At 68.0% G+C, this 24,768-nt stretch carries 18 protein-coding genes; 2 read left to right on the top strand and 16 right to left on the bottom strand.

Features of this window, described 5'->3' with window-relative positions; translation table 11 throughout:
• Positions 1–19: 19 nt before the first annotated feature.
• The 12 genes from BHS09_RS31210 to BHS09_RS31155 all read right to left on the bottom strand — a co-directional run bounded on the left by BHS09_RS31210 (position 20) and on the right by BHS09_RS31155 (position 14,762).
• On the bottom strand, positions 20–475 hold the full coding sequence (locus BHS09_RS31210) for a hypothetical protein (protein WP_140795060.1): 456 nt from the start codon (positions 473–475) through the stop codon (positions 20–22).
• Positions 472–1,716 (bottom strand): hypothetical protein, encoded by a 1,245-nt coding sequence (locus tag BHS09_RS31205; RefSeq protein ID WP_140799841.1) that lies wholly within the window; start codon positions 1,714–1,716, stop codon positions 472–474. Before BHS09_RS31205 ends, BHS09_RS31210 begins: the two co-directional genes overlap by 4 nt.
• Entirely contained in the window at positions 1,713–2,306 is a 594-nt protein-coding gene (locus BHS09_RS31200; protein ID WP_140799840.1) for a c-type cytochrome, read from the bottom strand. Before BHS09_RS31200 ends, BHS09_RS31205 begins: the two co-directional genes overlap by 4 nt.
• Positions 2,303–2,848 (bottom strand): DUF3341 domain-containing protein, encoded by a 546-nt coding sequence (locus BHS09_RS31195; protein ID WP_011556030.1) that lies wholly within the window; start codon positions 2,846–2,848, stop codon positions 2,303–2,305. The genes BHS09_RS31200 and BHS09_RS31195 overlap by 4 nt, the downstream gene beginning before the upstream one ends.
• A 5-nt stretch (positions 2,849–2,853) precedes the next feature.
• Positions 2,854–4,293, bottom strand: a complete 1,440-nt coding sequence (nrfD, locus tag BHS09_RS31190) for an NrfD/PsrC family molybdoenzyme membrane anchor subunit (protein ID WP_011556029.1) — start codon at positions 4,291–4,293, stop codon at positions 2,854–2,856.
• A gap of 3 nt (positions 4,294–4,296) precedes the next feature.
• Positions 4,297–7,491, bottom strand: coding sequence for a TAT-variant-translocated molybdopterin oxidoreductase (locus BHS09_RS31185; RefSeq protein WP_140800798.1), 3,195 nt, complete (start codon positions 7,489–7,491; stop codon positions 4,297–4,299).
• A complete protein-coding gene (locus BHS09_RS31180) occupies positions 7,488–8,150 on the bottom strand; it encodes a cytochrome c3 family protein (protein WP_140795057.1) in 663 nt (220 codons plus the stop codon). Before BHS09_RS31180 ends, BHS09_RS31185 begins: the two co-directional genes overlap by 4 nt.
• A 401-nt stretch (positions 8,151–8,551) precedes the next feature.
• On the bottom strand, positions 8,552–8,917 hold the full coding sequence (locus BHS09_RS31175; RefSeq protein WP_140795056.1) for an HNH endonuclease: 366 nt from the start codon (positions 8,915–8,917) through the stop codon (positions 8,552–8,554).
• 1 nt (position 8,918) lies between these two features.
• The gene (pdeM, locus tag BHS09_RS31170) at positions 8,919–9,572 is read right to left on the bottom strand and encodes a ligase-associated DNA damage response endonuclease PdeM (RefSeq protein ID WP_140799839.1); all 654 of its coding nucleotides are present in this window, start codon (positions 9,570–9,572) and stop codon (positions 8,919–8,921) included.
• Positions 9,542–12,124 carry a ligase-associated DNA damage response DEXH box helicase gene (locus BHS09_RS31165; RefSeq protein WP_140799838.1) on the bottom strand — a complete coding sequence of 861 codons (2,583 nt, stop codon included), beginning with the start codon at positions 12,122–12,124 and terminating at the stop codon, positions 9,542–9,544. Before BHS09_RS31165 ends, pdeM begins: the two co-directional genes overlap by 31 nt.
• Positions 12,111–13,706 (bottom strand): ATP-dependent DNA ligase, encoded by a 1,596-nt coding sequence (locus BHS09_RS31160; protein ID WP_140799837.1) that lies wholly within the window; start codon positions 13,704–13,706, stop codon positions 12,111–12,113. Before BHS09_RS31160 ends, BHS09_RS31165 begins: the two co-directional genes overlap by 14 nt.
• Before the next feature lie 3 nt (positions 13,707–13,709).
• Positions 13,710–14,762 (bottom strand): ligase-associated DNA damage response exonuclease, encoded by a 1,053-nt coding sequence (locus tag BHS09_RS31155; RefSeq protein ID WP_140799836.1) that lies wholly within the window; start codon positions 14,760–14,762, stop codon positions 13,710–13,712.
• Between the two features lie 179 nt (positions 14,763–14,941).
• On the opposite strand from BHS09_RS31155, the gene BHS09_RS31150 reads away from it, so the two are divergent.
• Together BHS09_RS31150 and BHS09_RS31145 are read left to right on the top strand one after the other, a co-directional pair.
• Entirely contained in the window at positions 14,942–16,435 is a 1,494-nt protein-coding gene (locus tag BHS09_RS31150; protein ID WP_140799835.1) for an anthranilate synthase component I family protein, read from the top strand.
• Positions 16,432–16,995: an anthranilate synthase component II gene (locus tag BHS09_RS31145; RefSeq protein WP_140799834.1), complete on the top strand. Its 564-nt coding sequence runs from the start codon at positions 16,432–16,434 to the stop codon at positions 16,993–16,995. The genes BHS09_RS31150 and BHS09_RS31145 overlap by 4 nt, the downstream gene beginning before the upstream one ends.
• On the opposite strand, the gene BHS09_RS31140 is transcribed toward BHS09_RS31145, so the two are convergent.
• The 4 genes from BHS09_RS31140 to BHS09_RS31125 all read right to left on the bottom strand — a co-directional run bounded on the left by BHS09_RS31140 (position 16,996) and on the right by BHS09_RS31125 (position 24,646).
• Positions 16,996–17,601, bottom strand: a complete 606-nt coding sequence (locus tag BHS09_RS31140) for a histidine phosphatase family protein (protein ID WP_140795049.1) — start codon at positions 17,599–17,601, stop codon at positions 16,996–16,998.
• A gap of 62 nt (positions 17,602–17,663) precedes the next feature.
• Positions 17,664–18,194: a hypothetical protein gene (locus BHS09_RS31135; RefSeq protein WP_237077607.1), complete on the bottom strand. Its 531-nt coding sequence runs from the start codon at positions 18,192–18,194 to the stop codon at positions 17,664–17,666.
• Between the two features lie 14 nt (positions 18,195–18,208).
• Positions 18,209–19,858 carry a DUF6923 family protein gene (locus tag BHS09_RS31130; protein WP_237079921.1) on the bottom strand — a complete coding sequence of 550 codons (1,650 nt, stop codon included), beginning with the start codon at positions 19,856–19,858 and terminating at the stop codon, positions 18,209–18,211.
• 402 nt (positions 19,859–20,260) lie between these two features.
• Positions 20,261–24,646, bottom strand: a complete 4,386-nt coding sequence (locus BHS09_RS31125) for a CARDB domain-containing protein (RefSeq protein WP_140799832.1) — start codon at positions 24,644–24,646, stop codon at positions 20,261–20,263.
• Positions 24,647–24,768: the final 122 nt, after the last annotated feature.

Genomic DNA, 24,768 nt, shown 5'->3' with positions numbered 1-24,768 from the left:
GACAGGGGAGCGGTGAAGGCTACTGCTGCGGTGCCGGAGGCGTCTGCCCGGGAGCGGTCTCCGGGGCGGGCGTGGGGGGCGGGTTGCGCTTCTGCTCGATGACCGTCTTCATCGCGGCGTCGATGCCGGGGTGCTGCTTCACCCCCGGCTGGTCACCCCAGCCGGCGCGCAGTGCCCGGTCCTGGCCGCTGATCTTGTCCTCGGCGTGCCAGTCCTGCTCGAACAGGCGCTGGTTGACGATGCCCACCTCGTACTGGCCCATCGCCGCGGGACGCGGCGGCGGACCCTCCGGTTGGATGTCGGCCATGGTCTGGACCTGAATCCACCAGGCCCAGACGATGCCCACCCCGAAGATGAGGAGCGAACCCACGCCGATACCCACCACCTTGCCCATGACCAGGTGGTCTTCTTCCGCCGCCACGCCGTGCGCGCCGACGATGACGCGCGACTCGAGCTCAACCTGGGTCTTCTTCATGGCTGCACGTACCTCAAGGACTCGGCGATGTAGGGGTCCTTCACCGTGAGCGTGTAGTGGCCACGCGCCAGGAAGAGGGCGAAGCCCACCGCGATACCGCCCACGCCGAAGAAGGCCGTGAGCAGCGACCAGTGGAACGTCGGGCCCGCGTCACCGGTCAGCGCCGGCCACACCAGCCAGTACAGGTCCACCGCGTGGATGATGAGCAGGTATATGGCCACCACGGCCAGCTTCCGAGGCTGCAGCTTCAGCTTGCGCGACAGCAGGATGCCGAAGGGCAGCAGGAAGTGGAGGAAGAACAGGGCGATGGACATCGGCCGCCACGGGCCGAACATGCGCAGGCCGTACCAGGGCGCCTCTTCCGGGATGTTCGCGATCCACACCAGCATGAACTGGGAGAAGGCGATGTAGGCCCAGAACGCGGTGAAGGCGAGCATCAGCTTGCCGAGGTTGTGGAAGTGGTCCGGCTTCACGACGCTGCCGTAGAGGTCCTTGCCCTGGGCGTTCACCGTGACGATGGTCAGGATGCAGAAGGCCGCCAGGAAGCTTCCGGCGAAGTAATAGACGCCGAAGATGGTCGACTGCCAGAGCGGCGTGAGGCTCATCAGCCAGTCGAAAGAAGCGAACGTGATGGTGAGGGCAAGGAAAGGCAGCACACCCGGAGAGAACTTGCGCTGCTTCACCGTGAAGTCGAGTCCACCCTCGGTGTCCTGCTTCAGGCTCCACGACCGCAGCCGCCAGGCCGCGAAGCTCCACACGCCGAAGTAGATGATGTGGCGAATGCCTACGCCGGGGGGGAAGGAGAGGTGGTTGTTCAGGTAGCCATGCTGCTTGTGGCTCAGGTGCTCCAGCTCCAGGCTGGAGTAGCCCTTGGTCAGCGCGGAGCCTTCCCACCAGGGGTAGAGGTAGGCGGCCATGGCCAGCAGCGGCAGGGCCAGCACGAAGAACACCGGAATCACCGCGGAGGCCGTCTCCATCGTCCGGCGCAGCACGATGAGCCACTTGGCCTTCGCCGTGTGGAAGATGGCCTGCATGATGAGGAAGGCGACGCTGATGCCCACCCAGTAGGTGAAGCCAATCAAATAGGCGTGCGCCGTCTCACCCTTGGCGTCGGTGGCGAAGAAGCCACCCAGCGTGGCCAGGAGGCAGAGAATGCCCACGGCGAACGCGGGCACCATGAGCTTCGGCGTGCCGGTGTACGGCCCGAAGCTGGTGTGCGAGTTGGTGACGGGGGGACTCATCGGTTCTCCTGCGGAACGGGCTGCTGGCCGTCCGTGCGGGTATTGCGGGCCGTCTGGAGTGCGCGGACGTAGGCGACCACGGCCCAGCGCTCGCGCAGGTCGAGCTCACCGGAGAAGGACGGCATCACGCCGTAGCCCTCGTTGATGGCCACGTAGAAGTGGCCGTCCGACTTGCTCTCCAGGTCCAGCAGCGAGGGAGGCAGGCGCAGGGCCATGTTCTCCGCGACGATGCTGTTTCCATCGCCGAGCACGCCGTGACACTGCGAGCAGACGATGTTGTACTTCTTCTGACCCAGGGTCAGCAGGTTCTGGTCCACCGTGATGGGCACGTGGGCCACCGGCTGGCCGGCGCTGCGGCCGGTGAGGGCCACCTGGCGCTGGGTGGGGTCCTTGAGCTCGGGGAGCTTGTCGAAGCGCTCACGCGGAACCGTGCCCACGGGAGGCGTGCGCATGGCGCGACCGTCCGCCCAGAAGTCGGACGCCTCGTAGTACTCGTACTTCGCCTGGTGCTCCATGCGCTGGAGGAACTCCGAGCTGACGTTGCAGCCCGTGAGCGCGGCGAGTCCGGCGGCGGGGATGAGCCACCTCATTCCTTCTCTCCCGTGACGAGGGTCACCTGGGTCGCGCCCAGGGCCTTGAGCTGATCCATGACCGGCGCCGCGTCCGTGCCCGTCGCCTGGGGCACGCTCAGCCAGTAGCCGTGCGTGGAGGCGGTGCGGAACTCCTCGGACTCGAAGACGGGGTGGTACGGCTGGGGCAGGCGGCTGAGCCCCAGCAGACCGAAGAAGATGCCGAAGGCGGCGAACAGCACCCCCAGCTCGAACGTGATGGGCACCCACGCCGGCAGCGACAGCAGCGGGCGACCACCGATGTTGAGCGGGTAGTCGATGGTGTTCATCCACGTCTGCATGGCCAGCGCCGTGGCCACGCCCGTCAGACCGCCGCACAGGGCGATGAATGGCACGCGCGAGGGCGGCAGCCCCAGGGCCTCCGACCCGCCGTGCAGCGGGTACGGAGAGTAGGTGTCCATTCCCTCGAAGCCCTTCTCCCGCATCTGGCGGGTGGCGGTCACGAGGGCGTCCGGCGTCGAGAACTCCGCCAGGACCCAGGAATCGAGAACGGTGGCTTCCATGGCTCTTAGTGAGCTCCGTGGGTGAGGGTGCCGGCGCCGGCAAGCGCATCATCAGAGCCGTGCTGGTGAGCGGCGTGCTTGAGCTCGAGCTGGAGCTCCTTCACCTCGCTGATGGCGACCGCGGGCACGAACTTGAGGAACAGGAGGAACAGGGTGCCGAACAGGCCCAGCGTGCCGATGTAGATGGACCAGTCCACCCACGTCGGGGTGTAGATGCCCCAGGAGGACGGCAGGAAGTCCTGGCTCAGCGAGGTGACGATGATGATGAACCGCTCGCACCACATGCCGATGTTCACCGCGATGGACGCCACCCACATGATGGCGATGTTGGTGCGGCACTTCTTGAACCAGAAGATGTTCGGGGTGATGACGTTGCAGGCGATCATCAGCCAGTACACGCCGGCGTAGGGGCCCGTGGCGCGGTTCACGTAGAAGGTCCAGAGCTCGTACTGGTTCTGCGAGTACCAGGCGACGAAGTGCTCCATCAGGTACCCGTAGGAGACGAGCAGGCCCGTCGCCAGGATGACCTTGTTCATGTTCTCCAGGTGGCGGTCCGTGATGACGTCCCGCAGACCCAGGTACTTGCGCGCCGGGATGATGAGCGTGATCACCATCGCGAAGCCGCTGAACACGGCGCCGGCCACGAAGTAGGGCGGGAAGATGGTGGCGTGCCAGCCGGGCAGCAGGGAGACGGCGAAGTCGAACGAAACGATGGTGTGCACGGACACCACGAGCGGCGTGGAGAGGCCGGCCAGCAGCAGGTACGCAATCTTGTAGTTGTGCCAGTGCCGACCGGAGCCGCGCCAACCGAGCGCGAACAGGCCGTAGATGGTCCGCTGGAGCTTCGTCTTGGACGAATCACGCAGCGCCGCCAGGTCCGGGATGAGGCCCACGAACCAGAAGAGCGCGGACACCGTGAGGTAGGTCGAGATGGCGAACACGTCCCACACCAGCGGCGAGCGGAACTGCGGCCACGCGCCCAGGGTGCTGGGGTAGGGGAACAGCCAGAAGGCGAACCAGGGACGGCCGGTGTGCAGCAGCGGGAACAGACCGGCGCACATGACGGCGAACAGCGTCATGGCTTCCGCGAACCGGTTGATGCTCGTGCGCCACTTCTGCTGGAAGAGCAGGAGGATGGCGGAGATGAGCGTACCGGCGTGGCCGATACCGACCCACCAGACGAAGTTGATGATGTCGAACGCCCAGCCGACAGGCTGGTTGTTACCCCACACGCCGATACCGCGGGCCAGCGTGTAGGTGACACCGATGACGAGCAGGCCCAGGGCGCTGAGCGACAGGCCGAAGAGCATGAACCAGCCCTTGCCCGGCTTGCGCCAGACATGGTCCAGCAGCGTCTCGTTCAGGGTCGCGTCGTCATGGTGCGGCGCGACGAGGGGTCGTGGCTCGAGCGGGTCGTGATACGTGGTGGAAGCAGTTTCAGCCATGGCTTAGTGGCTCCCTTGGTTCGCAGCGGCGGGCGCGGCGGGCTCGAGGGCGGGGTTGGGATTGCGGACGCGGATGAGGTGCGCGGTGCGCGGGCGGGTGCCCAGCTCGTGGAGCAGCTTGTACGCGCGCTCGTCCTCATGGAGCTGCGTGACGCGCTGCTGCGGGTCGTTGAGGGAGCCGAAGGTGATGGCCTGCGTGGGGCAGGTCTGCTGGCAGGCCGTCTGCAGCTCCTTCTCATTGATGACGCGCTTCTCGACGCGGGCGTCGATGCGCACTCGCTCGATGCGCTGGACGCAGTACGTGCACTTCTCCATCACGCCGCGGTTGCGGACGGTGACGTCCGGGTTCATCAGCATCTTCTCGGTGGCCGTCTTGTCCGCCGTGTAGTGCAGGTAGTTGAACCGGCGCACCTTGTACGGGCAGTTGTTCGAGCAGTACCGGGTGCCGACGCAGCGGTTGTACACCATGTCGTTGAGGCCCTCGTCCGAGTGCACGGTGGCGTTCACCGGGCAGACGTACTCGCAGGGGGCCTTCTCGCAGTGCACGCACATCACCGGCTGCATGACCATCCGGGGGTCGCTCTCGCTGCCCTCGAAGTAGCGGTCGATGCGCAGCCACTGCATCTCACGGCTGACGGAGACCTGCTGCTTGCCCACGACGGGGATGTTGTTCTCCGCCTGGCAGGCAATCACGCACGCGCTGCAACCGGTGCAGCGGGACAGGTCAATGGCCATGCCCCACTTGTAGCCCTGGGGGTTGCTGGGGCCCTTGTTGTAGTCGAAGGCCGGCAGGTTGTCCTGGACGCCGAACTTCAGCTCGCTCTTGACGCGGTGGAGCGTGTGCTGCGTCGCGATGGACGGGTTCTTCAGCTCGGACAGCGGCATGTCCAGCGCCAGCGGGCGGTTCTCCATCCGCCAGTGCGTCTGGGTCAGGCTGAACTTGTAGCTGCCGCGCACCTTGGCGAGCGTGGCGCCGCCGTCGAACCAGGGGGCCTTCACGGTGCGCACCGCGTTGGCGTTGAAGCCCACCGCCTTGGCCACCTGTTCGTGCAGGCCGTCACGGCCGTAGCCCAGCGACATCGTCACGGTGTCGTCCGCGTGGCCCGGCGTAATCCAGACCGGCACGGTCATCTTGCGGCCGCCGTAGGTCAGCTCCGCCAGGTCACCGGGCTCGAGGCTCAGCCTCTTGGCGGTCTCCGGGCTCAGCAGCGCGGCGTTGTCCCAGGTCATCTTGGTGATGGGGTCCGGGAGCTCCTGCAGCCAGGAGTTGTTGCCGAAGCGGCCGTCGAAGATCTTGTAGTCGTAGACGAAGTTGATCTCGAGCTCGCTCGTGGCGGGGGCCGTGTAGCCCGTCACCAACGCGGAGGCGGCGCCGAAGTCCGGGGCGCCCTGCGCCGGAGCGGCCTGCGTGCCGGGGATGGCACCGTCCGACACCCAGCTCTCCCAGCGGGCCTCGAAGTCACCCTGGCCCTCGGCCCGACCCTGCCAGTAGTCGCGCAGCATCTGGTACGCGGGGCGGTAGGGCTCGTCGAGGAACATCGCCAGCAGCTCGGACTCCGGCACGCCGTTGTAGAGCGGCTGGATGAGCGGCTGGGCAATGGCCACGGTGCCGTCGAACGAACGGCCGTCGCTCCACGTCTCCAGCGGGTGCGTCGCGGGGACGAACCAGTCGGCGTACTGGCTGGTCTCGTCCTCGTAGAGGCCCGTGTAGAGAACGGTGAGGTTGCCACGGTTGGAGTTGGTCGCCGGGTCCAGCAGCTCCTTAAGACCCGTGTCCGCCGGAACCGAGAACACCGGGTTCCAGCTGGTGATGACCAGCGTGTCCACGCGGCCCGCCGTGATGTCCTCCACCAGCGCGCGGACCTGGCTCAGGCCCTCCTGCTCCGCGATGGACGACTGCACGTACTTCACCGTGGTGCCGGTGTTGCCCAGCGCGGCGTTGATGGCGTGGGCCAGCGCGTGGACCGCCGCCGGCTGACGCTCACCCGCGACCACCAGGGTGCGGCCCGGACGCGCGGCGCGCAGGTCCGCGACGACCGCCTGAACCCAGGCGTTGTGGTCCGACTTCAGCGACGCCTTGTTGGCGGCGGCGCCAGCCAGCGAAGCGGCGGGGCCACCCACGGCCTGGGCCACGGCGGCGGCGACCGCGAGCACGTCCTGCGACTTCACGCGCAGGCGGTGGTCGGCCATGCCGCCGGTGATGGAGAAGCGGGCCTCGGCCACGTAGAGCCGGTTGAGCGGACCGTTGTTCGGGTCGCGGCGGTTGGCGAACTGGCGCGCGTAGCCCAGGTTCTCCGGGCGGCTCTCCAGGAAGTCCGCGTCCAGCGACAGGACGATGTCCGCCTGGGCGAAGTCGTAGATGGCCGAAACAGCCTGGCCGCCAAAGAGCGCGCGGGCCGCCTCGTCCTGCGTGTCGTGCGTCTGCGCGGTGTAGCTGTGGAAGCGCGCGTTCGGCAGCTTCTTCAGGATGCGGTTGCGCAGGTCGCCGGTCAGCGGCGAGTTGCCGGGCTCGGACAGGAAGCGCACGCGGCTGCCACCGTCACCGGCGGAGGCCTTGTTGGCGCGGTTGACCAGTTCCTCGCGCAGGGCGCGGAGGGCGCGGGGGCTCTTGCCCTGACGGAGCACGCGGGCGCGGCTCGGGTCATACAGGGACAGCAGGAACGCCTGCTCCCAGGGGCCGGCGGCGCCCTGGTTGACCGGGTGGTCCGGGTTGCCCTCGATCTTCACGGGGCGACCCTCGCGGGCGGTGATGAGCAGACCGGAGGTGTGACCGGCCAGCGTCATACCGGACGCGTAGTGGAGCGGGTTGCCCGGGACGAGCTCGGGAGGCGTCTTGGTGTACGGCAGGAGGCGCTCATCCACCGGGCGCGTGCTGCACGCGGTGGCGCCGGCCAGCGCCAGCGAGGCACCCAGCAGGTGCATGAACTCGCGGCGGGCGAAGCCGGTGGGAGCCAGGTCCGCGCCGACGGGGAACTCCGGACGCGTCTCCTCCAGGTAGTCGGGCGTGCCGAGCTTCTCCTCCAGGCTGCGCCAGTACGTCTGGCCATAGCCGGGCTCGGAGGGGGAGGCGTTGGCGGCTGCGTGCTCAAGCGCCTCGCCGACAACGTCGGACTTGGCGGCAGGCCGGTCCGTGACGACCGGGAGCGCGAAGGAGGAGGGGGTATCCTGCGACGGGGCGCCGTCGCGCTTCGTGTTCATCGGTGGCATGTGGAGCAGCTCTCGCGCGAGTGGACGTCGTACGCTTCTGCCAACTGGCGGCCAAGCTCAGCGGCCTTGGCCTTGTCTTCAGGCGGGGTCCACGTCATGGACGTGATGAACTCCGCCGGACGCAGGTGGGGCTCCGGATTGCGGTGGCAATCCAGGCACCAGGCCATGGTGAGCGGCGCGGCCTGCTCCACGGCGGCCATCTGGTCGACGCGGCCGTGGCAGGTGGCGCAGCCAACGCCCTTGGCCACGTGGATGGAGTGGTTGAAGTAGACGAAGTCCGGCAGGTTGTGCACGCGGACCCAGGGGATGGGCTGGTCGGAGAAGAACGCCTTGCGGACCTCGGTGAGGTACGGGCTCTTGTTCCAGACCTGTGCGTGGCAGGACATGCACACCGTGGTGGAGGGGATGCCCGCGGAGGGCGAATCCTCGACCGACCAGTGGCAGTACCGACAGTCAATCTGCTCATCACCCGCGTGGTGGCGGTGATCGAACTCGATCGGCTGTTCAACGGGCCGCTGCTGGCCAGTGACGTACGGCGAGCGCACGTAGGCCATGAGACCGCCGATGCCGATGGCGGGCACGGCAAGGAGCGCCGCGGCGGACAGCCGCGACACCGTGTTCGTCCAACGTGGGAAGAGAGGGCCGCTCATACCTGGACCATGGGCAAGGGGGCTTCGACAACAGCACTCGTGAAGGGAACGAAAGGCGAGGCGTGGGCGTTACCGGGCACGGGGAGCGGAGGGGCGTTCCCGGCCCCAACGGGGCGGGTGGGCGGTGGCTCCTGGCGCACTGAAGGCGAAGCGGACACGTCCAACGAAACCTCTATTAGTAATGCCGTGGGCGGGGCCCTCCTACTCTCCCTGCCCTAATGCGGCGCGGGACCATCGGGCATCGACACGGCAGTGTCAACCATTCAGATGTGGCGGCACGGGGATACCACTTCCTCGCGCGAGGGCGGAAAGTCGCGGTCGCGCGGTGATGAATCTCTCTTCTGGCGGGAGGTAGGGACGATTGAGCAAAGCACCCGCCGGGGTGGATCACTCCGGGTGTTTCACGGCTCTTCGTCGGTCTCCGGCTTCCGCCAGCGCGCGAGGCGCCGGGCCAGAAGCCGTTCCACCAGCTCCCGGGCGCGTGCGTCCCGGTGATAACGGGCGTCATGCCGGGTGCCCTTGCCCTGATTGCACCGGGCGCAGGCCAGGCCCAGGTTGGTCAGCGCCTCGGTGCCCCCGGCCGTCTTCGGGAGGATGTGCTCGATGGTGGCGCGGCTGATCGGCTCGCCATCCAGGCCGACCCATAAGTGCGCGTTGCAGTGCAAGCACTTGCCGAGCCACGCCTCGCGGCCCCGGTGGTCGGCGCGCTCGAAGGTATTATCTGTTTCGATGATACCCAGTATCTTGCGGCGCTTGGCGTAGCTCATCCTACACCTCGACGACTGCGGGGCCGGCGACGGCGAAGATGCGATCGCCCGCGCGGCGGGAGACGTTGAGTCCACCCGTGAAGGCGCTGAAGGCCGGAAGTACGCCCACGCCGCGTCCCACCTGGAAGCAGGGAAGGCGCAGTGTGTCGCTCCTTCCGCCCAGCCGCACCATGGGGTGGAGGTGACCTGCCCATACATAGCGGCCTGACACGGGCTCCGGGTGGTGGGCGAAGTGGAAGGGGCCTTCGTCGATGGAGGACTCGCGGACGTCCAGGCGCCAGCGGTCGGGCAGCGTCTTCACATGCCGGTCATGGTTGCCCCGCACCAGGACGCACTCCACCGACGCGTGGGACTCGCGCCACACCGCCAGCCGCTCCACGACGGCGGGGGTGAGGCCCTGGCGTGAGTGGATGAGGTCACCCAGCAGGAGCAGGCGGCGGGCGCCGGTGGTGGTGAGCGCCGCGGACAGGCGGGCCAGGTCGTCCTCCAGCACGCCCGTGGGCAGGGGGATGCCGTGCTGCTGGAAGCTCTCCGTCTTGCCCCAGTGCAGGTCCGCCACGGCCAGGGTGCCGGTGTCGGGCCAGTACAGGGCGCGCTCCGGGCGCAGCTCCAGCAGGGTGCCCTCTATGTGGACCTGGCATCTTCGCGCGTCCATCGCTCCTTCAATCGCTCCACCCGCTCCAGCAGGGACTCGCTCGACAGGCTCGCGCTGATGCGCTCGACGACGAGCGGGAAGCCCAGAGGCGTGGGACGGCGGACATGGATGAGCTCCAGGGGCGCGGCCTGAAGCCGCTCCAGGGTCCGTTCCAGGCGCCCCTCCTCGAATTGTTGCTCCAGCACTTCCCGGCGGGCCTGGACGAGCAGGAGGTTGTCCGGGTCGTATTTGATGAAGACGTCGTGCAGCAGCGACGCGCTGGCCTGGACCTGCCGCGAGGACTTGCGCGCGCCGGGCAGGCCCGGCAGCACCAGCCCCGCGATGCGGGCGATGTCGCGGAACTGGCGCTTTGACAGCTCGCCGACGTTGACGCTCTCCAGGACGTCCGCCTCCAGACGCTCGCGGGTGAAGAGCGCGGGGTGCAGCGCCTCCTCGAAGGGGAAGGGCGTGGGCGTGAGCAGCTCCAGGCCGTAGTCATTCACCGACAGGGTGAAGGTGGCCTTGCGCAGGCGCGTCAGCCGCAGTGCCAGCAGCGCCGCCAGTCCTTCGTGCACCAACCGCCCTTCAAAGGGATAGAGGAAGAGATGGTGCCCGTCGCGCGTCTGGCACGTCTCCGCCAGCAGGATGTCCGCCGCGGGGATGCGGGACAGGCGGGCCTGCGCGTCCAGCACGGGCCAGGCCGCGGCCAGTTCGTCCGACGTGACGTCGCCGTGGCGCGCGGTGTCCAGCGTGCGCCGAACGGCGGCGGCCAGTGAGCCGGACAAGGGCAGGCGGCTGCCGCCCCAGCGCGGCGTCTGGGTGACCTTCGTCTTCGCGGGCCGCACGTAGGCGGTCATGTCCTGGATGCGGCTGAACTCCAGCTTCTTCCCCGCGAAGATGAAGGTGTCGCCCGGCTTGAGGCGGCTGACGTAGGACTCCTCCACGCTGCCCAGGCGCCCTCCGCTCCAGTAGCGCAGCTGCACCACCGCGTCGGAGGTGATGGTGCCGATGTTGAGGCGGTGCATGCGGGCCACGCGCGCGTCCGCGACGACGCAGCGGCCCTCGTGCTCCACCACGCGCCGGAACTCCGGGTAGGCGCGCAGCGTCGGGCTGCCTTCGCGGACCAGGGATAATGTCCACCCGAACTCCTCGTCGGTGAGGCCGGCGAAGGCCGCCGCGGTGCGCACCTCGTCTCGCAGGGCGTCGGGCGTGAAGCCGCCGCCCAACGCGCACGTCACCAGGTGCTGCGCCAGGACGTCCAGCGGCTTGTCCGGAGGCGTGCGGGCCTCTACCTCGCGGCGCAGGAGCGCGTCCTTGGCGGCGGCCATCTCCACCAGCTCCAGCGCGTGCGTGGGGACGAAGAGGATGTGACAGGTGGCGCCCGGGCGGTGGGCGCTGCGGCCCGCGCGCTGCATCGTCCGGCCAATGCCCTTGGGGCTGCCCACCTGCACCACGCGCTCCACCGGGCCGAAGTCCACGCCCAGGTCCAGCGACGAGGTGCACACCACGATGCGCAGCGAGCCTTCCTTGAGGCCGCTCTCCACGCGCTCGCGCTCCTCGCGCGCGATGGAGCCATGGTGGAGCGCGATGAGGTGCTCCCACTCCGGACGGGCGAAGCGCAGGCCTTCGAACCAGCGCTCGGCTTGGGAGCGCGTATTGGTGAAGATGAGCGTGGAGCGCTCCGCGTCCAGCCACGCGCCCACGCGGGCCAGCATGGAGAAGCCCAGGTGGCCCGCCCAGGGGAACGCATCCACGGACTCGGGCAGCAGTGTCTCAACAATGACGGGCCGCCCCAACGCCGCGCTCACAATCGTGGGCGTCTGGCCGGTGCCCACGGCGTGACGGGCGGCCTCTTCCAGATTGGCCAGCGTGGCGGACAGCGCCCAGGTGCGCAGGCCCGGCGCGAAGTGGCGCAGGCGGGCCAGCGCCAGCTCCAACTGCGAACCCCGCTTGGAGCCGAGAAGTTCGTGCCATTCATCCACGATGACGGAGCGCAGAGACGCGAACAGCTCTGGGGCCCGTTCATGCGTGAGTAGGACGCACAGCGACTCCGGCGTGGTGATGAGCACCCGCGGCAGGCGCTCCCGCTGACGCTGGCGCACCGAGGAGGACGTATCGCCGGTGCGGCTCTCCACGGTGATGTCCGCGTCCAGCACGGCGAGGGGCTCCCTCAACGCCTTCTCCACGTCCCGGGACACCGCGCGCAGCGGTGTCACGTAGAGGAGTTGAAGCCCTGGCTGTCCATGCGCCGCCACCTCCGCGAGCGGGCCCAGGTAGGCCGCGTATGTCTTGCCCGCGCCGGTGGGGACGTGGATGAGCCCGCTTTCGCCGCGCGCATGGGCGGCCCAGGCTTCTTCTTGAAACGGATAGGGCGTCCACCCCTTCGCGTGGAACCAGCCGCGCAGCCGCTCCAGGGGTGGTTCATTCGTTTGAGCTCGAGTCGATGCGCGCTGGATGCGAGGTCGCCTGGGCTTGCACGGCGCCTCTGCGTCCGGAGGCTCGGTGGTGGCGCGCAGGGCCTTGCGACTGGCGGCAATCTGCGCCCGCAGCGAGCGGGGTCTACCCGCTGGCATGGAGCAGCTCCTTGAGTGAGTCCAGCGTGTCCGCGTCCTGCGGCTTCTTGTCCGTCCGCCAGCGGGCGATTCGGGGGAAGCGCAGCGCGACGCCCGACTTGTGACGCGGCGAGGGCTGGATGCCCTCGAAGTGCAGCTCGAAGACCTGTTCGGGCTCCACCGAGCGCACGGGGCCGTACTTCTCGCGCGTGTGCGCGCGAATCCACCGGTCCAGCCGGCCAATCTCCGCGTCCGTCAGGCCGGAGTACGCCTTCGTCACTGGCTGGAGCTCCGCGCCGTTCCACACCGCGAAGGTGTAGTCGGTGTATAGCGACGAGCGTCGGCCGTGGCCCGGATGCGCGTACAGCAACACCGCGTCCACCGTGAACGGGTCAATCTTCCACTTCCACCAGTCGCCCCGCTTGCGCCCGGTGAGGTACGGCGATTCCAGGCGCTTGAGCATGAAGCCCTCGACGTTGCGCGCTCGCGCTTCGCCCCGCGCGGTGGCCAGGTCCTCCCAGGTCGCCGCTTGCACGACGGGGGAGACGGGAAGCCGAGGCAGGTCCTTCAGCAGCGCCTCTAGCTTCGCGCGCCGTTCGCGCAGCGGCTGGCCCCGGAGGTCCTCGCCTCCCAGCTCCAGCATGTCGTAGGCGATGAAGGCCGCGGGGGCTTCGGCCAGCACCGTGGGCGTCAGCTTCTGCCGGCCGATGCGCCGCTGGAGCATGGCGAAGGGCAGGGGCTTTCCGTCCGCGTAGGCCAACACCTCGCCGTCCAGCACAGTGCCCTCGGGTAGCGCGGCGGCGGCGTCCGCGATTTCGGGGAAGCGCTCGGTGATGAGCTCCTCGCCGCGGCTCCACAGGTGCACGCTGCCCTTGCGGCGGATGAGCTGGCCCCGGATGCCGTCCCATTTCCACTCCACCTGCCATTCCGCCCGGTCGCCCAGGTCTCCTGGTGGCTGCTCCAGCGGCGACGCGAGATAGAAGGGGTAGGGCCGGGAGCTGTCGCCGTCCGACACGTCCAGGGACACGAGCTGCCGGAAGAAGGTGGGCGAGGGCGTCCACGTCCCCATCAGCCGGTGCGCCACGCTGGGCGCGGGCAGGCCCGCCACCTGCGCCACCGCGCGGACCACCAGCGTGGAGGACACGCCCACCCGCAGCTCACCGGTGAGCATCTTGTTGAGCAGGAACAATTCACGCCGGGGCATGGCGTGCCACCAGGACACCACCTGCTCGCGTTGCCCGGCGGCATCCAGTTGACGCAGCGGCAACAGGCGTTGCTCCAGCCAGACGGACAGGGGCAGCTCCTCGGTCCGCGCCGGGCGCTCGCGGGCGTCCAGCAGCAGGGCAATCACCTCCGCCAGGTCACCCACGGAGGCGTAGACCTCCTCGAAGAGCCAGCTGGGGATGCTGGTCAGCTCCTGCGTCCACTCCACCAGCAGCTTCGTGGGAATCAGCCGCTTCAGCTTCTGCCCCGTGAGGAAGTAGAGCGCCCACGCCGCGTCCTCCGGGGGCGCTTCCTTGAAGTAGCGCGCGAGCGCTTCCACCTTGGCGTTGGTGGACGTGGTCTGGTCCAGCGTTTCGTAGAGGTCCGCCAGTCGCCGCACGCGTCAGCCCTCCGCTTCGCCTTCGAAGGGCGTGGCCAGGGGCGTGGCGTCCACGCCCTGCTCGCGCAGGTAGTGGGCCAGCGGCTCGGTGTAGCCGTGCGTCACCAGCACGCGCTCCGCCTGGGTGTCCTTCACCGTGCGCAGCAGGTCCGGCCAGTCCGCGTGGTCCGACAGCACGAAGCCGCGGTCGAAGCCCCGGCGACGACGGTTGCCTCGAACGCGCATCCAGCCGGACGCGAAGCCGGTTTCGTAATCACCGAAGCGGCGCATCCACGTGGAGCCGCTCGCGCTCGGCGGCGCCAGCACCAGGGCTCCCGCGAACGAGGTGCCCTTCTCCACCTCGGACACCCATTGCGTGGGCAGCATGCGGACGCCCGCGTCCCGGTACACGTCCACCAGGGAGTGCAGGGCGCCGTGGACGAACACGGTGCGGTCGGTCAGCTTCGCCAGCTCCGCGAGCAGCCGCTGCGCCTTGCCCAGCGCGTAGCAGAACAGCACCACCGCGCGGCCCAGCGCGCGGTTGGCGTCCCACCAACGCAGGATGTCCTCGGCCACCTGCTCCGTCGCGTCCCAGCGGAAGATGGGCAGGCCGAACGTCGCCTCGGTGATGAAGGTGTGGCAGGGGACGACCTCGAAGGGCGCGCACGTAGGGTCCGGCGCGCGCTTGTAGTCACCGGACACGACCCATGTCTCACCGCCGTGCTCCACGCGCAGCTGCGCGCTGCCCAGCACGTGGCCCGCGGGATGGAAGCTGACGGTGACCCCGTTGATGCTCAACCGTTCGCCGTAGTCGAGCGTGTCGATGGTGGCGTCCGCGCCCAATCTCCGGTGCAGCAGTCCCTTGCCTGCCCGGGCGCCCAGGTAGTGGCGGCTGCCACTGCGTGCGTGGTCACCATGCGCGTGGGTGATGAGCGCCCGGTCCACCGGACGCCAGGGGTCGACGTGGAAGCCGCCGGGAACGCAGTAGAGCCCCTGAGGCGTCACCGTCATCAATGGAGCGGAAGGAGCGGCACTCAAAGTCCCATTCAGATAGCGAGGGGTCTGGAGCCGGACCACCCGGGGTGGGACTTCGCCTCACCGGCGGGAGCTCTCCGGGCTGCTCCCCGGGCACCCGCTGGCCCGGGGGCTTGCGCGACGCACGCAGAGGAATATCGGACCGCTTGGAGGACTCCCCTGGACGGGGGATAACCCCATTCCCCCTGCCGTGATGCGCGGTGGGAAGTGAGTCAGAGACGATGGATGCACAGGAGCGGAAGTCAGCCTACCGGCAGCGCGCGGAGCAGGGCGAGGCGGTGCCGGTGTCGGTGGAGCTGCCGGCGGACCTCGACACCCCGCTGTCGGCCTACCTGAAGCTGGGCGGTGGTTCGCGCGGCTTCATCCTCGAGTCGTGCTACGGCGGCGAGCGGTTCGGCCGCTACAGCCACATTGGCGCGGAGCCCGCGGGCCGCGTGCGGCTGGACCGCGGCGGCGCCACCTTGTGGCGCGGCTCGAACGAGGAGCGTCGGGACGGCAAGCCCCTGGACGTGCTGCGCCAGCTCTGGCGCGAGCTGGCCGTGGCCCGGCTCCCCGGTGAAGCGCCCTTCCTGGGCGGGCTCGTGGGGTACATGAGCTACAACTGCTTCTCGTGGCTGGAGCCCACGGTGCCGGACCGGCACCCCAGCGACATCTCCTTCCCGGACTCGGAATGGCTGGTGTGCGAGGACTTCGTCACGCACGACACCCGCACCGGGACGCTCAAGGCCACCGCCATTGCCCGGCCGTCGCTGCACGGCAGCGTGGCCGCCGCGCTGAAGGACGCGGAGGCGCGCGCGCAGGCCATTGCGGACCGGTTGCTGAAGCCACTGCCTCCGGAGGCCTACGCGCCCGCGCCGCGCATGCGCGGGGACGTGGCGCCTACCGCGTGCTGGGACCGCGCGGGGTATGAGGCGGCGGTGGCTCAGGCGCAGGAGTACATCCGCGCCGGAGACATCTTCCAGGTCGTGCTCGCGCGCCGCTTCGAATCCCGGGGCGCGCCGCCGCCGCTGTCGCTCTACCGCGCGCTGCGGCGGGTGAATCCGTCGCCGTACCTCTTCCTCGTGGAGCTGGGCGAGGCCCGCGCATTGGTGGGCGCATCGCCGGAGTTGCTGGTGCAGGTGCGCGACGGAGACGTGGTGGTGCGGCCCATCGCCGGCACCCGTCGCCGTGGCGCGTCCGAGGCCGAGGACCTGGCCCTGGAGAAGGAACTGCTCGCGGACGAGAAGGAGCGCGCCGAGCACATCATGCTGGTGGACCTGGGGCGCAACGACGTGGGCCGCGTGGCGGCGCCTGGCTCGGTGCGCGTCGAGGACATGATGCTCATCGAGCGCTACAGCCACGTGATGCACATCGTGTCGCAGGTGCGCGGCAAGCTCGACGCGAAGTACGACGCGCTGGACGCGCTGGCCAGCACCTTCCCCGCGGGCACGGTGTCCGGGGCGCCCAAGATTCGCGCGATGCAAATCATCGACGAGTTGGAGGTCCAGCGGCGCGGGCCCTACTCGGGCGCGGTGGGCTACCTGTCCTTCTGCGGCACGCTGGACGTGGCGATTGCGCTGCGCACCTTCTTCGTGGACGGAGACCGGACGATGTGGACCTCGGGCGCGGGAGTGGTCGCGGACTCGGTGCCGTCGAAGGAAGCGGACGAGACGGAAGCCAAGGCGGGCGCCATGGCCGCCGCGCTGCGGCTGGCGCGCGAGGGAGGTGGCCGGTGATTCTGGTCATCGACAACTACGACTCCTTCACCTTCAACCTCGTGCAGCTCCTGTACACGCTGGGGGCCGAGGTGAAGGTGGTGCGCAACGACGACCTGGATGCCGAAGGTGTCGCGGCCTCGGGCGCGTCCCACCTGGTGATTTCGCCGGGGCCCTGCACGCCGCACGAGGCGGGCGTCAGCGTGGCGGCCATTGCCCAGTCACGTGTGCCGGTGCTGGGCGTGTGTCTGGGGCACCAGTCCATTGGCGCGGCCTTCGGAGGCAAGGTGGTGCGCGCGCCAGAGCCGGTGCATGGCAAGGCGGCGCACATCCGGCATGGCGGCACGGGGCTCTTCGCCGGGCTCAGCGAGGGCTTCTCGGCGGCGCGCTACCACTCGCTCATCGTGGAGGCGCCGTCACTGCCGGCCGGCCTGGAGGCCACCGCGTGGAGCCAGGACGGCCTCATCATGGCGCTGCGCCACCGTGAGCGGCCGGTGGTGGGCGTGCAGTTCCATCCGGAGAGCGTGCTCACACCCGAAGGCCCCTTGCTGGTGCGCAACTTCCTGGAGGGGCGGCTGTAGCTACGCGCGCAGGTGCGTGGTGTCGTTCCACGACACGATGGCCGGGCGACGCCTGTCGCCGTCATGGCCGAGCACGCTGATGGACGCGGTGCTCAGCAGGAAGAGGCGGCCTTCCCACGGGGGCAGGCCCAGCCACCGCGCCGCGAGCACGCGAAGCAGGTGCCCGTGGGCGAAGATGAGCACGTCTCCGTCCGTCCGGAGTGCATCGGAGATGACGCTGTCCACGCGAGTGGCCACCTGCGCCGCGGTCTCCCCGTTGGGGACGCCGTTCTTCCAGATGGTCCAGTCGGGCCGCTCCGCCCGAATCTCCGCGCCGGTGCGTCCCTCGTAGTCGCCGTAGTCCCACTCCATGAGGTCCTCGCGCGGCTGGGCGTAGTCCCCATAGCCGGCCAGGGCGCACGTCTCCGCCGCGCGGCTCAGCGGGCTGGTGTAGACGGCATCGAAGCGCCAGGCCTTCAGCGGCGCGCCGAGAAGGCGGCCCATCTCCCTTCCGGAGTCCAGGAGCGGAATGTCCGTTCGCCCTGTGTGCCGGCCGTTGATGCTCCACTCCGTCTCTCCGTGCCGGACGAGTACCACCTGTTTCCCGGGGTTCTTCATGGCGCGCATTCTGGCAGGGCCCGGGCTCGCGCGCAGGTGGAAGCCAGAGGGCCCTGGGGGCGCCGGGACTTTCAGTGGGCGATGTATGTTGACGGCAGGAGCGTCTTTTCGCCTCTGCCGTCGAAGAGGCTGTCCTTCAGGTGCAGGTGGATGACGACGCGTGAGCGTTGCTCCAGGGCGCTGCGCGTGGTCGAGAACTGGATGGTTCCGGCGTGGGCGTTGATGAGACCCGCCAGGCTGTCTTCCTTGAACGCTCCCACGTCGTCCAAGCGCACGGTGATGTCCACCTGCTTCACGTACCTGGGCAGGAAGAAGCGCCCCAGCAGGTGGGCGTGGTCCGTGTTCGACAGGTCCATAGCGCGTGCGTTCGGCGAGGGCTCGAAGCGGACGGGCTCGCCGAAGGATGTGACATCGACCTGTCCCATGCCCAGCAGGACCTTCTCGTACTGGGCCGCGTCCTGGCCCCGCAGACGGATTTCGAAGGCGTCCAGCACGGGGTCGCCCAACGCCCGCATCAAATCGTCTTCGCTGCTATCACAGGCACCTGTTCCCAGCACCACGAGCAGGGCCGGAACCCACCTGGATTGGGATGGAATCTTCATGCCCACGCTCCCTCTCAGAACCGAGGCTCCTCGGCGCGCTCCATGGCTCGCAGCGGGTCCACCGCGAATATTCGCTTTCGCAGCGGGATGGCGATCCGCTTGCCAGAGTGGTTGTGCCGCTCCAGCCGCTGACGCAGCTCTTCCATGCGGACGGGGTCGAGCGAGTCCGGATTCTCCAGCGCGGACAGGGTAGGCGCGCGCGTGTTGAAGACGCGCTCGTTGCAGGCCGCCGTCAGCGCCTCGCGCGCCGTCCGGACCTTCAAGGACTCCAGGGTCGTGCGACGCGCGTTGTTCGAGGCGATGGCGGGGTTGGCCCAGAGGATGCCCAGGGCACCTGGGAGGGTGGAGACTTCGCCGAGAGCACCGAGGGAGATGGGGCCGTATGCCAGGCACTCCAAGAGGGCGCTCTCGCTGGCGCCGAAGAATCCGCGGTCCCGCGTCGTCGGCTGCGGACGAGACGAGCCCCAGAGGTAGACGCCACACATTGCGCCGTTCGCGAGCTGGGGCACCGGCCGCGTGAGGAGGGTGGTCAGGTTTCCCGTCGTCACGTCCACGGCATGGAAGCCGCTGACCCTGCGGGTGTCGGGGCCGCTGGTTCCGTAGAGGAAGAACTCGCCGTCGCGTGTGAAGACGGCGGCGCTCATGACGGGGTTCTCCGCGGACCTGCCGTCAATCCGCGCGGGCTCGGGATGGTCCGTGGCCACGCCCGTGAGCGGGTCGATGCGGGTCAGCCGCTGGGTGGCGTTGTTGAAGGCGTAGAGCTGGCCGTCCCGGGGACTCATCGCGAAGTCCGCCATCTGGAAGCCTCCCAGGACGGTCACCACTTGCTCGGAGAGCGTCTCACCGGTGCTGGGGTTGACGCGGATGAGGCGATGGGTGCTGTGCTCGAAGCCGACGTAGGAGCCATCCTTGAGAATGGCTCCCGCGGTCCAGATGGCCGAGCGAGGTGCCGTGGTGCCCAGCGGGGCGATGATGCTCGAAGAGCCGGTGGCGTCGACGCGGATGAAGCTGGGAGCGCTGACGCCGTCCGAGGCGATGGCGTACAGGATGTTGTCGTAGTGGTTGTACGCCAGCGCGTTGTAGGGAAGTGCGGCTTCACCCTGCAGCGTCAGCGTGCCGGTGGCGGGGTCGAAGATGTAGAGCCGTGAGGGGGCCGCGGGCCGTCCTTCCGGGGAGTGCGAGGCCGTGGAGAGGTAGACGGTGTCGTCGCAGAGCAGGTTGGGCTGAGGAAGGCAGAGCACGTTGGTCCCCGCCTGGCTGGCGCCTGCGTCCCAGCTGATGCTGAAGGTGCTGGTGAAGGAGACCTCGGGGTTGGGCGTCACGGGGTTCGCATCGTGCATCCCCAATGTGAGACACGCGTCGTAGCTCTCCAGCTCGATTTCGCACTGATACGTGACGTGGCCTCCCGCTGGAACCACGAGGGGTGACGTGGGCGAGAGCGTGCAGGACTTCAGCAGGGGCGCGGTCGCGGAGAGCAGCTCGGAGGGGAGCGTCGGGTCGATGTTGGAGACGGTGAACGTGAAGCGCAGCGTCTCCGGGTAGGTGTCGACCGTGTATTGCTTGAGCCCGTTCACGAGCTTCTCGGCTCGGAAGTCGTTGGCCCAGGCGTTCGAGGCCCAGACGGCGCCGATGAACAGGAGCCCGAGCCACTTCCTATCCATCATGGGGGTCTCCTCGTCCGTCATTGCTGGAGGGACAAGGGACGGCTGCAGCCGATGTACCAATTGTTTTCTTGTGTGTTGTTATTCTCGGGGGTTGATACGCATGCCCCGGCGGGCGACCGGATGTCGAATGGTGTTGTTTGGGAATGTCTTGGTGCCGGCGGGAGGATGGCCCCGGGGGCTTGTTCTTGTCTGGAATTCCCAGCCGGAGGGGCACGTGACGGTAGGAGGCGCTGACGCCGAGGGCGGTACGCTGCAACGCGGGCGTGTAAGAGTTGCAGGCGGGAGGCTGGCATTCTTTCAGGGATGCATGCCCGCAGGACGGGAAGGGCCCTCTCGTTCGAACTCGAAACAAGGCCCGGCCGAACGTCGTTGCGCTCGGCCGGGCCCGTTCTCAGCCAGCGACTACGGCGTCACCATGATGAGCCGGTCCGCGAGAATGTTGTTGTCCTCGCGCAGTTCGTCCCTGTTCATCCACGGGTCCACGATGGCGCCCAGGTAGAAGAACCCCGTGGGGCCCGAATCCGGAGGCGTGTTGGCCGTCACCTGCGTGTTGCGTGTGACGCACTGACCGGCGTCCAGAGATTGCACGGTCATCACTCCAATCTGGCTCTGACTGTCGGGGGGGGCGCCCGGCCAGCCTTGATAGGGGAATTCGAGCGTGTTGTTGCTCGACAGGTACAGCGTCACTTCCGTGGAGCCGTGGGTGGGCGTGGTGCCCTGGTTGCAGACCCGCACGGTGGCGGTGAAGGTGCTGCTCGTTCTCACGGAGGTGGGGCCGGAGACAGAGGTGACGACCAGGTCTGGCCGGTTGCCCACACCCATGAGTCCGCTGACGAAGATGTTGTTGTCTTCGCGCAGCTCGGCCTGCATCTGGTTCGAGTCAATGATCGCGCCCAGATACAGCGGGTGATGGGGTTCGGCCTCCTCGGGCCGGGCGACCCACGCGGGGACGGGCTCTGTGATGCATTGTCCCGGATTCAGGGGCTGCACGTTCCAGGATCCGATGAGCTCTTGCGTGCGCGGGTAGGGGGCACCTGGTGAATTCCACTGAGGCATCACGACCTGGGCCCGGGTGGAGAAGTACAGGTCCAACAGCACGCTGCCCGAGGTCTGGGTGCCCTGATTGCAGACCGTCACCGAGGCGGTGAAGTTGCCGTTGAGTTCCACGCTGACGGGCGCTTGCACCGCGGTGACAATCAGGTCGGGACCGGCGCCAACACCCATGAGGTCACCGACGAAGGTGTTGTTGTCCTCGCGCAGCTCACCGGCGAGCAGGTCGGGATTGATGGCCGCGCCGAGATACAATGGCTGTTCGGGCTGAGCCAGGAAAGGAAGGCTCGACCAGGAGGGCACCTGAAGCGTGACGCAATCGTCGACATCCAGGGCGGGGACTCCGAGCGCGCCGGCGTACACCTGGCTGGCGGGTATCGGGATTCCCGGGCCGTACCATTCGGGCATGGCCATGCTTGCTTCGGTGGAGAGGTGGACCTCCAGTTCCGTGGGATAGGACTCATACGTGCCTTGATTGCAGACGGTGACCGTGGCGGTGAACGCGGTGTTGGCTTCGACGCTCGCGGGGCCCGTGAGTGACGTGATGACCAGGTCGGACGCATGGCCCACGCCCATGCGACCGCTTATGAAGATGTTGTTGTCTTCACGCAGCTCCTCCTGGGATTGAAGCCCATCGACCAGGGCACCCAGGTAGAGTTTCTGGTCAGGGGCTGTCGCGGGCGGCGGCGCCAGTGTTGCGACAGCGCTTCCCGTGAAGCACCTCCCTGGATTCAGGAAGGGGACACTCAGCTCGCCAATGGGCTGCTGTGTCGGTGGCAGTGGATTGCCTGGTCCATTCCAGCGCGGCATGACGAGCGCCTCTTCCGTGGAGAGGTGGAACTCCACGAGGGTGCTGTCCGAGTGCGCTGTCCCCTGATTGCAAACCGTGACGGTCGGGTGGAACGTCGCGAACGGCCCGACATTCGGGGGCGCCTGCACCGCGGTGATGACAAGGTCAGGGCCGTCACCGACGCCCATGATTCCGCTCACGAAGGTGTTGTTGTCCTCGCGCAGTTCCTCGACGTTGCCCCACCCGTCGATGATGGCGCCCAGGTACAGGGGCTGGGCAAACAGTGCGTCGGGTGGCAACTGTGTAGAGGCCTGGATGGATTGGGAAATGCAGTGGCCCGCGTCCAGATGTGGCACTGAGATGTTGCCGATGGGGGTCTGGGTGACGGGCAGGGGGGAGCCCGAACCGGACCACCGTGGCATTTCCAACGTGGGCAGGGTCGAGAAGTGCAGTTCCAGGTCCGAGGAACTCGCGTAGTCGGTGCCCTGGTTGCAGACCGTCACGGTGGCGGTGAAGGCACTGTGGATTCGCGCGCTCGTCGGAGCGTTGATGGCGGTGACGACGAGGTCCGCTTTGTTTCCTACGCCGATGCGGCCGCTCACAAAGGCGTTGTTCTCCTCGCGAAGCTCTTCGATGGAGTCGTTCGCATCGATGATGGCGCCCAGGTAGATGGCCTCGCCGTGCGCGCCGGGCGGGATGTAGGCCGCGCCAGTCACTTGCCCTGTGAAGCAGTGCCCGACGTGCAGGGTGGGGATGCTCACGTCGCCCACGGGCGTTTGACTCCATGGGAACGGAGTTCCTTGCCCGCTCCAATCTGGAAGTACCAGGTGGGGTTCGGTGGACAGATACACCTGCGCCATCGTGGGCCCGGAGGAATAGGTGCCCTGGTTGCAGACGGTCAGGGTGGTCGCGAAGAGGGCGCTGTTGCGCACGCTGGCGGGACCATCAATGGCAGTGACGACCAGGTCAGGACGGTTGCCCAGGCCCATGAAGTCTCCGACGAAGGTGTTGTTGTCTTCGCGGAGTTCCTCGTCCTGCGCGTGTGGGTCGATGATGGCTCCAAGATTGAACGCCCTGTCGATGTACTCCGCGGGGAAGCTCATCGCCGTAGCAAGGGCGGAGATCGTCCTGCACTCGCCCACATCCAACGATGGCACCTGGTGCATCCCAATGGAGAACGCCGTATGCGGGTCGGCGTTGTAAGGCGAGCCCCCCTGAATCGGGGCATTCAGGAAGGCATGCGCGGCCAGGTAGAACTCCACCTGGGTGTTCTGTGAGGCCACGGTGCCCTGGTTGCAGATGCGGGCGGTGACAGGCACGTCGCCAGGCATGCTGCTGGCGGGGCCCTTCACTGAGGTGATGGCCAGGTCCGGCCTGTTGCCGAGACCCATTTGCTCACCGACAAAGACATTGTTGTCCTCGCGAAGCTCCACGATGTTCGACCCGGGGTCGACAATGGCGCCCACGTAGAATGCTTGGAGCTGGGGTGGCGCACCCTGGGGACGGGCCAGGGTGATGGGCTCCTCGCGTGTGACGCAACGCCCTGCTTCCACGCCGGAGAGGCCGAAACCGCCGACCTTGAACTGGGTCCCGTGCAGCGGTCCCTCCATGGCGGGCGAGTCCAGCGTCGGCACCATGGAAAGGTAGATATCCACCGCGGCCGCCTGGGCATAGACGGTCCCCACGTTGCAAATGGTGACGCTGACAGAGGCCCAAGATGCCGAAGGGGGCACGCTGGCTGGAGCGCGAATCGCGGTCACGACGAGGTCCGGGCGCGCCCCCGCGCCGATGAGCCCCTGGGTGAAGGCGTTGTTGTCCTCGCGCAGTTCAGGGATGTCTTGCGTGGAATCGATGATGGCGGCCAGGAAGAGGGCGCCATCCTGGGGCGCGCCAGTTGGGAACGTCGCGGCGCCCTGGACGTTGCGAGTGATGCAAATGCCAGGGTTCAGGAGGGGCACATCCGTCTGGCCTACCATTTCCTGTCCAGGCGGCGGTGGGCTGCCGCCACCTGGCATGGTGACGTTGCCATCCACGGAGAGGTACAGCTCGAGCGAGCTGGGATTCGCTGGTAGCGTGCCGTGGTTGCAGACCCTCACGGAGGCGCCAATCAGGTCACCGCTCTGGATGCTGGTGGGGCCGTGCACCGAGGTGACGACGAGGTCCGGTCCCACCCCCATTGCGACGAGGCCACCCACGAAGACGTTGTTGTCCTCGTTCAGTTCCGTGGAGAACTCGGGCGTATCGGCGATGGCGCCCAGGTAGAGCGGCTGACCGGGTGTCGCGTCGGGCGGCAATATCACCGGGAAAGAAGCGTGGCGGATGGCACAGTGGCCCGGGACCAGGCCGGGCACCTCCACCGTTCCCAGTGAGGCCTGATGCGTGGGCGGAGGCCCGCCCGTCGTTGGCGGTGTCAGCGTGCCGTTCGTGGAGAAGTACAGCTCCACGATGGTGGCGTCCGACAGGTTGGTGCCCTGGTTGCACACCTTGAGGGTCGACGCGACCGTCCCGCTGTCCGTGACGCTCGTGGGGCCACGAAGCTCCGTGACGACAAGGTCCGGCCGGTTTCCGATGCCCAGCGCGGTCACCGCGGTGTTGTTGGCCTCGTCCAGTTCGACGAGGGTCTGGTGTACGTCGGTGATGGCTCCCAGGTAGTAGGTGCCGTCCGTTTGGGGGCCAGGCGGCGTGGCGGAACTGGTGATGGCTCGCGTCTCGCAGCGGCCGGCCTCCAGCGCGCTGACGTCCAGCGTGGCGAGGAACACCTGGTCCGTCGGGGGTGGCAAGTTCGGGTCGGGCCAGGAGAGCGTGTCATCCGTGGACAGGTACAAGTCCATCTGGATGGGACCTACGGGGCTCTGCGCGGGCGCTGTGCCTTCGTTGCAGACCTTCACGATGGTCGTGAAGGGCTCACCGAACCGAATACTGCTGGGGCCTCGTAGCTCTCGAATCACGAGGTCGGGGCCAAAGCCCCGGCTTTGCGACTGACTCCTGAGTTGCTCGGGCTCGGTGGGAGCCGCGTTGCCCCCACATCCCGCTCCTGCCAACAGACCCGCTGTCAGCAGGAATGTACTGC

It is taken from the genome of Myxococcus xanthus, assembly GCF_006402735.1.
Classification (GTDB): domain Bacteria; phylum Myxococcota; class Myxococcia; order Myxococcales; family Myxococcaceae; genus Myxococcus; species Myxococcus xanthus_A.
Note: the sequence above shows the minus strand (reverse complement) of the source record. Positions and strands in the feature narration are given on the sequence as shown.

What these genes read in the sequence shown, in the direction of transcription:
- BHS09_RS31210 (WP_140795060.1), bottom strand. Translation starts at nt 475, where the DNA reads ATGAAGAAGACCCAGGTTGAGCTCGAGTCGCGCGTCATCGTCGGCGCG.
- BHS09_RS31205 (WP_140799841.1), bottom strand. Translation starts at nt 1,716, where the DNA reads ATGAGTCCCCCCGTCACCAACTCGCACACCAGCTTCGGGCCGTACACC.
- BHS09_RS31200 (WP_140799840.1), bottom strand. Translation starts at nt 2,306, where the DNA reads ATGAGGTGGCTCATCCCCGCCGCCGGACTCGCCGCGCTCACGGGCTGC.
- BHS09_RS31195 (WP_011556030.1), bottom strand. Translation starts at nt 2,848, where the DNA reads ATGGAAGCCACCGTTCTCGATTCCTGGGTCCTGGCGGAGTTCTCGACG.
- nrfD (WP_011556029.1), bottom strand. Translation starts at nt 4,293, where the DNA reads ATGGCTGAAACTGCTTCCACCACGTATCACGACCCGCTCGAGCCACGA.
- BHS09_RS31185 (WP_140800798.1), bottom strand. Translation starts at nt 7,491, where the DNA reads ATGAACACGAAGCGCGACGGCGCCCCGTCGCAGGATACCCCCTCCTCC.
- BHS09_RS31180 (WP_140795057.1), bottom strand. Translation starts at nt 8,150, where the DNA reads ATGAGCGGCCCTCTCTTCCCACGTTGGACGAACACGGTGTCGCGGCTG.
- BHS09_RS31175 (WP_140795056.1), bottom strand. Translation starts at nt 8,917, where the DNA reads ATGAGCTACGCCAAGCGCCGCAAGATACTGGGTATCATCGAAACAGAT.
- pdeM (WP_140799839.1), bottom strand. Translation starts at nt 9,572, where the DNA reads ATGGACGCGCGAAGATGCCAGGTCCACATAGAGGGCACCCTGCTGGAG.
- BHS09_RS31165 (WP_140799838.1), bottom strand. Translation starts at nt 12,124, where the DNA reads ATGCCAGCGGGTAGACCCCGCTCGCTGCGGGCGCAGATTGCCGCCAGT.
- BHS09_RS31150 (WP_140799835.1), top strand. Translation starts at nt 14,942, where the DNA reads ATGGATGCACAGGAGCGGAAGTCAGCCTACCGGCAGCGCGCGGAGCAG.
- BHS09_RS31140 (WP_140795049.1), bottom strand. Translation starts at nt 17,601, where the DNA reads ATGCGCGCCATGAAGAACCCCGGGAAACAGGTGGTACTCGTCCGGCAC.
- BHS09_RS31135 (WP_237077607.1), bottom strand. Translation starts at nt 18,194, where the DNA reads ATGAAGATTCCATCCCAATCCAGGTGGGTTCCGGCCCTGCTCGTGGTG.
- BHS09_RS31130 (WP_237079921.1), bottom strand. Translation starts at nt 19,858, where the DNA reads ATGATGGATAGGAAGTGGCTCGGGCTCCTGTTCATCGGCGCCGTCTGG.